Here is a 7,447-nt window from a genome sequence, read left to right on the forward strand (position 1 = left end):
ATTATGTCGTTATAAATTTTACTGGAAACGGTTGTGGAAGTGTAACAAGTGCTGTGGCAAGTGTCGATGTACTTCCAGATCCAATTGTTTCAACTCAGCCAATTGCATCTCAAACACTTTGTCAAAATGCAATTCCAAGTCTTTTACAAGTAACGGCAACTGGTGGGATTGGAACTTTTACTTATCAATGGTTCAGCAACAATACTAACAGCACAATAGGTGGAACACTTTTAATGGGAGAAACGAATGCTACTTTTTCGCCGCCAACACTAAACAACGGAACGTTATATTATTATTGCGAAATTACACAACCTAACGGAATTGGATGTAATGTTGCAAGTGCAACATCACAGATAAATGTGAATTTAGCTCCAGCAATTTCAACAAATCCAGTTTCTGAAGTTGTTTGTTTAGGTGATACAATTACACCTTTATCTGTAGATTACATTAATGGTGTTGGAGCGCCAATTTATCAATGGTATAGTAATTCTTCCAATTCCAATGTTGGAGGTATTGCTATTGCAACTGAAACTAACTCGTCGTTTTCACCACCAGCATCAACATCGGGAACATTTTATTATTATTGTACAATCACATTTCCATCATTAAATGGTGGTTGCGAAATGATTACATCTACTGCAGCAACGATTGTTATTAATCAGATTCCTGTAATTTCATCGCAAAATCAAACCATTTGTAGCAGTGCAACATTTACAATTAATCCAGTTACTGCTTCGCCTGATATTGTTCCAGCAGGAACATTATATACTTGGTCTGCTCCAGTACTCAATCCAATTGGTGCAATAATTGGTTCGTCAGCGCAAACTGTTGGGCAATCAGAAATTAGCCAAACATTGGTCAATACTTCATCTGCTGCAGCAACAGCAACGTATACAATTACTCCAAGTTCTGGAAACTGTGTCGGTGCTACTTTCACAAGTACAATTACCATAAATCCAGCTATGAATCCGAATGCTGTTGTAACAAATAGTACTTGTTTCGGAATAGATAATGGTAGCATAACAACCAATATAACTGGTGGAATTCCGTTTACAACTGGTGCACCATATACTATTCAATGGACTGGACCAAATGGATTTTCATCAACAAATGCCACTGTTTCTAATTTAGAACCTGGACTTTATAATTTAACAATTAATGATGCTGGCGGATGTCCAATTGCGAATTCATATACAATAACAGAACCGTCAGATATTATTTTAACTACAGATTCAAGTAATAATATTACGTGTTTTGGGAGTAATAATGGATCAATTTCAATTTCAGTTCTTGGCGGAACAGGAGCCTATTCTTATTCTTGGACCCAAAATAATATGCCGTATGCAACAACCGAAGACATTTCGAATTTAAGTCCAGCAACTTATGTTGTATCGGTTTATGACGCCAATAACTGCGGACCAAAGACAGCCACATTTGTTATTTCAGAACCGCCGTTGTTGCAGGTAAGTCTTGCAAATCAAACCAATGTGGCGTGCTATGGTTTTTCAACAGGTGCAATAACAGTCAATACTCTTGGAGGAACTCCTCTGCAAGTTACACCTGGAGTATTTCAATACAATTATCTGTGGTCTGGACCAAACGGATTTACAAGTACAAATCAAAATTTGAATAACCTACCAGCAGGAATATACACGCTAGTTGTTACTGACAATTTAGGTTGTACAGCCAATTTATCAGTAACAATAACACAACCAACAGAGATAGTAATTACAGCAGTTACAACTCCAATTGTTTGTTATAATGACAATAATGCCACAATAACCACAACTGTGTCTGGAGGAAATCCACCTTATTCAATTCAGTGGAGCAATCTTGCAGTTGGATTAAATCAAAATAATCTCTCACCTGGAGATTATACAATCACAATTACTGATGCACTTGGCTGCCAAAAGTCGTCAACGATAAATATTCCAAGTCCACCAATTTTTGATGTAAACCCAGTAGTCACAAATATTTCATGCTTTGGAGCTAATGACGGAAGTATTGTTTTGAACTTTGTGGGAGGAATTGCGCCTGTAAATTTGGTTTGGAGTGATGGAAGTCCTGCCGGAACTACAAGAAACAATCTTGGCCCTGGAACATATTCGGTAATTATAACAGATTCTAAACCTTGTACTATTTCTAGAACTTTTACAATTCTTGAACCGCAACTTTTAGTTTTATCGGCAAATTTAACTAATGCTTTAGATTGTAATAATGCCAATTCTGGAGCGATAAATTTATTGGTTTCTGGAGGAACGCCACCATTCAATTATGTCTGGAATAATGGAGTCAGCACGGAAGATTTAACCAATATTCCAGCTGGAAATTATTTGGTAACAGTTACCGATGCCAGAGGCTGTATAAAGACGGCACAGTACAGCATTACAAGACCAAGTCCAATAGTGCTTTCAGTAAATACTACGACCAATGCAAATTGTGCAACACAATCGGTACTACAAATTTTTGAAGCACAAGTTTCAGGAGGTGTTCAGCCATTTCAATTCAACTGGTCTAGTGGAACAACAAGCGGAACAAATAACGAATTGATGACTACAACAGAGAATGGTTTGGTTACACTTACTGCAACAGACGCCATTGGATGCTCTGCAATTTACTCGTTTGATGTTGACCTACCACAACTTGGCACAGCAACTTTTTCCGCCGTTTCCATTGGTTCTACCTCTTATGGTTTGTATTCTATTTTAGACCCAATTGAGTTTCAAAGCACTATTTCGGGCGACTATATTTCAGTTTTATGGGATTTTGGCGATGGCACATTTTCTAACGAAATAAATCCAACTCATACTTATTTAATTCCTAATGAATATTATTTGGTAACGCTTACTGTAACGTATCCTTTTGGATGTGTGTATACGAACCAGTTGGCGTTAAACGTAGAAAAAGGATATGTTCTTGTAGTTCCAACAGCTTTCACTCCTAGCAATAATGATGGTTTAAATGACACATTACGACCAGTAACACGAGGTTTAAAAAACATTCGTTTAGATGTTTATGATACTTGGGGTTCCTTAATTTACTCCGAAGTTGGGGAAGTTTTAGTAGGTTGGAACGGCAAAATAAAAGACATTCCTGCAGAAAACGGAAATTACTATGTAAAAGTCAGCGCTGAAACATTCTACGGAACTACAATAAACGAAAATCAAACTTTTGTACTCATAAAATAAGCACCATCCCAATGAAATTAAAAAACATTTTATTTGTAGTACTAAGTTTTGTAAGCTTTCAAGTTAAGGCACAAGATCCCGTATTTTCTCAGTTTTCTCTAATTCCCGAAACATTAAATCCGGGTTTTACCGGGTTTCAATACAATTGGCGTGCAGGAATAATTCATAAACGACAATGGCCAGACGGAAACAGAGTCATCGATACCGATTTTGGATTTCTAAACAAGATGGTAGGCGAACACGCTGCACTTGGAATAACAGTTCTAAATAACCGTGAAGCATATACAAATTACAACTACCTACAAGTCAACGCTGCTTATTCCTACAAAGTGGAATTGGATTATGAATGGAGTATTAGACCAGCACTAGAAGTGGGCTTTGGTTCAAAAAGTTACAATTTTAGAAACTTACTTCTTGAAGATCAAATAAATGGAAATACAGGCGAAATTGATGGCGGAACTGTAGATCCTGGAGTTTTAGGACAAAAAAACAACATCAATTTCGTAGATATTTCGGCTGGTTTTATCGTAGATAATAGCGTTGGTTGGTTTGGAGCAAGCATTAAACACCTCAACCGACCTAACATTTCTTATCTGGATGGTGGAAATGAGCCATTAGATTTGTTTTTAAGTATTCACAGTGGTTATGCGTTCGATATTGATGACTCACCATCTAGTATTTTACCCGATGAATCCAAATTGTTAGTTAATTTAAATTACATGCGCCAATCACAATTCAACCGACTAGATATTGGCGGTGCTTTAAAATTCAAACAACTTCTTTTCGGTGCCAACTTAGTTACCAATCCAGAAGGAAAAAGTGCTAACAGCCATTTAATAACCTCCGTGAATCCGTATGTGTCAGTACACTTTGGTGATTTTAATTTTGGATATTCCTATGACATTAGCACTTCCAAGCTAGGACATACACAAGGCATACACGAAATTTCGCTTACCTGGCAATTAAGGTTTTGCGAATCTTGTGTAGCTACAGTCAACAAATACTACGACTACGATAAATAATCAACTATACTTGACAAGTTACAAAACGACATAAGTTGCAATGGTTGTGAATTAGAAAATTTTAAAGAAGACTCACACAATACTACTCCTGTTTTAAATTTGGTTTATTTTTTTTACTCTTTTACGGTTTTCCGTAAAGAATACTTATTCTTTGGTTTTAAGTTTGAAAAATTATTTTAAAAATAACGATTCAACTATGCTAGCACTTTTTATAATAGGTGCCTAAACTATCAATAAATAACCCCATGATTAAATATCCAGTAAACGCCAACAATATTCTAACTGTGGCCTACGACGAAGTTAACCAAATTTTAGAAATTGAATTCAAACTAAACGTAATTCACCAGTATTTTGATGTACCCATAGACGCGTTTGTAGCCTTTATGAAAGCTAACGACAGTGAAGAATTTTATTTCAATTGTATTCAATGCCATTATCCTTTTGATGTTTTTTAATTTTTTTAAGCCTTTTACGGTTTTCCGTAAGACATATAGGTTTAATGGTTTTAAGTTTGGATGTTATTAATTTAATCCAACTAAAAATGAAAAAACTAATTTTACTATGTATGATGTTTACACTGATTACAATTTCAGCTAACGCTCAATCTTCTCAAAAGTATAATAGCTATTTGAACAGAACCGAATTTTTTAACTCAAATGGGCAAATGATTGGTTATGCAAAGGAGAACACATATTTGAATAGAATAGAATATTATGATGCAAAGGGAACCTTAATAAAATATGAAAAGCAAAATAATTATTTAAATAGAACAGAAACCTATAATTCTAATGGACAACAACAAGGTTATGAAAAAACAAACACCTATCTCAACAGAAATGAAACATATAATTCAAATGGTCAACAACAGTTAACAAAAAAATGGAATGAATATTTGAAACGATATGAAGTTTATAATGCAAGTGGAAAAATGTTAGGTTATTATAAATACAACAGTTATTTGGATAAATGGGAATATACTCAAAGTTCATATTAACAAATTACAGCTGAAACAAAATTAGAATTATGAAAAAATATTTATTTTAATACTTTTATTCTTTTTGTAATTTCAAATGAAAAGCCAAACAACTAATTGGATTAGTCAGCCCAGCTCCGCAAAGAGTTTCTATGAAATGTTCCACAAAGTCTCTCGACTTTGCGGAGCATTAATTCAAATCAGCAAAAAAATATAAATAAATGAGAACAATTTTACTCGTACTTTTTTTAACAAGCTTTTCATTTCATGCATTAGCTCAATTTCCCGCAGAGAATGTATATGTTCTTTTAAATACCGACGTTGTAGTAGCCGCTAAAGAAAAGTCTCTACAGCAATATGGCTATGACAGATTCTTTGTTGATGAAAGCCTAAAAACGAGATACATTTTGAAATCAGGACCAACACCATATGATAGTCTTGTGGGAAAAAAATTTAGAGTGATTGATATCCTACATTTTGATAGGTATGGTGAACGCAAATATAAATTGAAACTAGAAAACCCAAAAACTGGAATTCTTTTTTATGATTATGATCCAACAATGAAAGCAATTTATCCTTTCACATACTCATCAGAAGAAAATGAGCATTGTTCTCAACTAACAAAGAAAACTGATAAATTCACGAATGAAGTAACAATTGACACACCACTTCTCAATACGATTTCATTCACTAAAGTAATTTCCAATAAAGTTTCCAAATTATATATGTCAATCACTCAAAAAGGATCAACCTTAAATGTGAACAAACTTGGATTGACTATATTATTTTCAAATGGAAAGAAATTATCAAAGCCTAATGCGAAAATTAGTGTAGCACCTGGAACCGGAAATAGTTGGAATTATTCAGCATTCATACCTTTGCTTCCAGCTGATATAAAATTACTTTCAGAGAATATCATAACAGATGTAAAGCTTTACATTTATGATGGTTCAGTTAACAATGGTTCGGAAATAAAAGAGCTACTGAATTGCATAATTAAAGCTAAATGAATTTAAGAACCACAACTCTTCGAAAACTCTGGACTTTGTAACACATACAAGACACAAAAAAGCAAACTAAAAATCGTAACATTGTAAATTGCTTTAAGTAACAATTAAACAATTGCTCCAAAAAAAAATGCCAAGAATACTCTTCCTCTTCTTTCTCCTATCCACAACATCTTTCTCCCAAATAAAACTCCTATCCTGGAATATAGAAAATTTGGGTAGTTCCAAGTCAGATACAACCATTAGTTTCATAGCTAATACCATTAAAAATTATGATGTTGTGGCTTTACAAGAAGTTGTTGCTGGTAATGGTGGTGCGCAAGCCGTGGCACAACTCGCTGACGAACTTAATAGAAAAGGAGCCAAATGGGATTACGTGATAAGTGATCCAACATCAAGTAGCGCTTATAAAGTTGAACGCTATGCTTTTCTTTGGAAAACGGCCAAAGTGAAGAAAATTGGTAAAGCATGGCTCGAACAAAAATACAATCTAGAAATAGACAGAGAACCGTTTTATTGTACATTCGAATACAACAACAAGCAATTTACAATCGCGAACTTTCACGCCATAACCAAAAAGAAACAACCCGAAACCGAAATCAAATACTTCAAATATTTACCAGCGCAATATCCTGATTTAAACTTGATTTTTGTGGGCGATTTCAATTGTCCGCAATCGCATACTGTTTTTAATCCGTTGAAAAAGATGGGTTATCAATCGGCATTCATCAATCAGAAAACATCACTTAAGCAAGAATGTAAAAACGACAATTGTCTTGCCTCAGAATTTGATAATATTTGGTATAAAACTGCCAAAATCGCAGTAACAAAAACAGAAGCCATCCATTTCTACACCAATTTTGAAACCTTAAAAAAAGCACGAGCAATCTCCGATCATATTCCTATTGCAGTTACATTTTCAATAAATTAATAGGTGATTACGGTTTTCCGTAAAATACAAACTTACGCGTTTAGTATTTTTACAGAAACGCAACAGTCATGAAAAAAACCATACAATTTCTTGTCGGATTAATTGCTGCACTACTATTATTCAATACTTGTAGAACCAAAGAGCTTGCTCAACCACAACAGCTTTTACCAGAATCGGCAGAAGCAATAACGATTGACTCGGTTACCAATCATCATGAAGATGCCACCTATAACTACGAATACCGAACAGGAACATCAGGAGATTATCAATACAATTATGATGTGATTGCTACTGACAGCGATAAAAATAAACTGGAAGGCAACATC

Annotated in this window: 6 protein-coding genes and 1 pseudogene; all 7 read left to right on the forward strand. The window is 34.6% G+C overall.

Annotated elements, in window-relative coordinates:
• A partial coding sequence (locus tag DIU01_RS04320) for a PKD-like domain-containing protein (RefSeq protein ID WP_290832016.1) occupies positions 1 to 3,188 on the forward strand: 3,188 nt, incomplete at its 5' end.
• Between the two features lie 11 nt (positions 3,189 to 3,199).
• A complete protein-coding gene (locus DIU01_RS04325; RefSeq protein WP_290832017.1) occupies positions 3,200 to 4,210 on the forward strand; it encodes a PorP/SprF family type IX secretion system membrane protein in 1,011 nt (336 codons plus the stop codon).
• Positions 4,211 to 4,455: 245 nt separating this feature from the next.
• The gene (locus DIU01_RS04330) at positions 4,456 to 4,665 is read left to right on the forward strand and encodes a KTSC domain-containing protein (protein ID WP_290832018.1); all 210 of its coding nucleotides are present in this window, start codon (positions 4,456 to 4,458) and stop codon (positions 4,663 to 4,665) included.
• 86 nt (positions 4,666 to 4,751) lie between these two features.
• The gene (locus DIU01_RS04335; RefSeq protein ID WP_290832019.1) at positions 4,752 to 5,204 is read left to right on the forward strand and encodes a hypothetical protein; all 453 of its coding nucleotides are present in this window, start codon (positions 4,752 to 4,754) and stop codon (positions 5,202 to 5,204) included.
• Between the two features lie 200 nt (positions 5,205 to 5,404).
• Positions 5,405 to 6,193, forward strand: coding sequence for a hypothetical protein (locus DIU01_RS04340; RefSeq protein WP_290832020.1), 789 nt, complete (start codon positions 5,405 to 5,407; stop codon positions 6,191 to 6,193).
• 127 nt (positions 6,194 to 6,320) lie between these two features.
• The gene (locus tag DIU01_RS04345; RefSeq protein ID WP_290832021.1) at positions 6,321 to 7,121 is read left to right on the forward strand and encodes an endonuclease/exonuclease/phosphatase family protein; all 801 of its coding nucleotides are present in this window, start codon (positions 6,321 to 6,323) and stop codon (positions 7,119 to 7,121) included.
• Between the two features lie 68 nt (positions 7,122 to 7,189).
• Positions 7,190 to 7,447 (forward strand): annotated as a pseudogene (locus DIU01_RS04350) (hypothetical protein); the annotation flags it as partial.

This window comes from Flavobacterium sp. (assembly GCF_003525665.1).
Taxonomy (GTDB): Bacteria; Bacteroidota; Bacteroidia; order Flavobacteriales; family Flavobacteriaceae; genus Flavobacterium.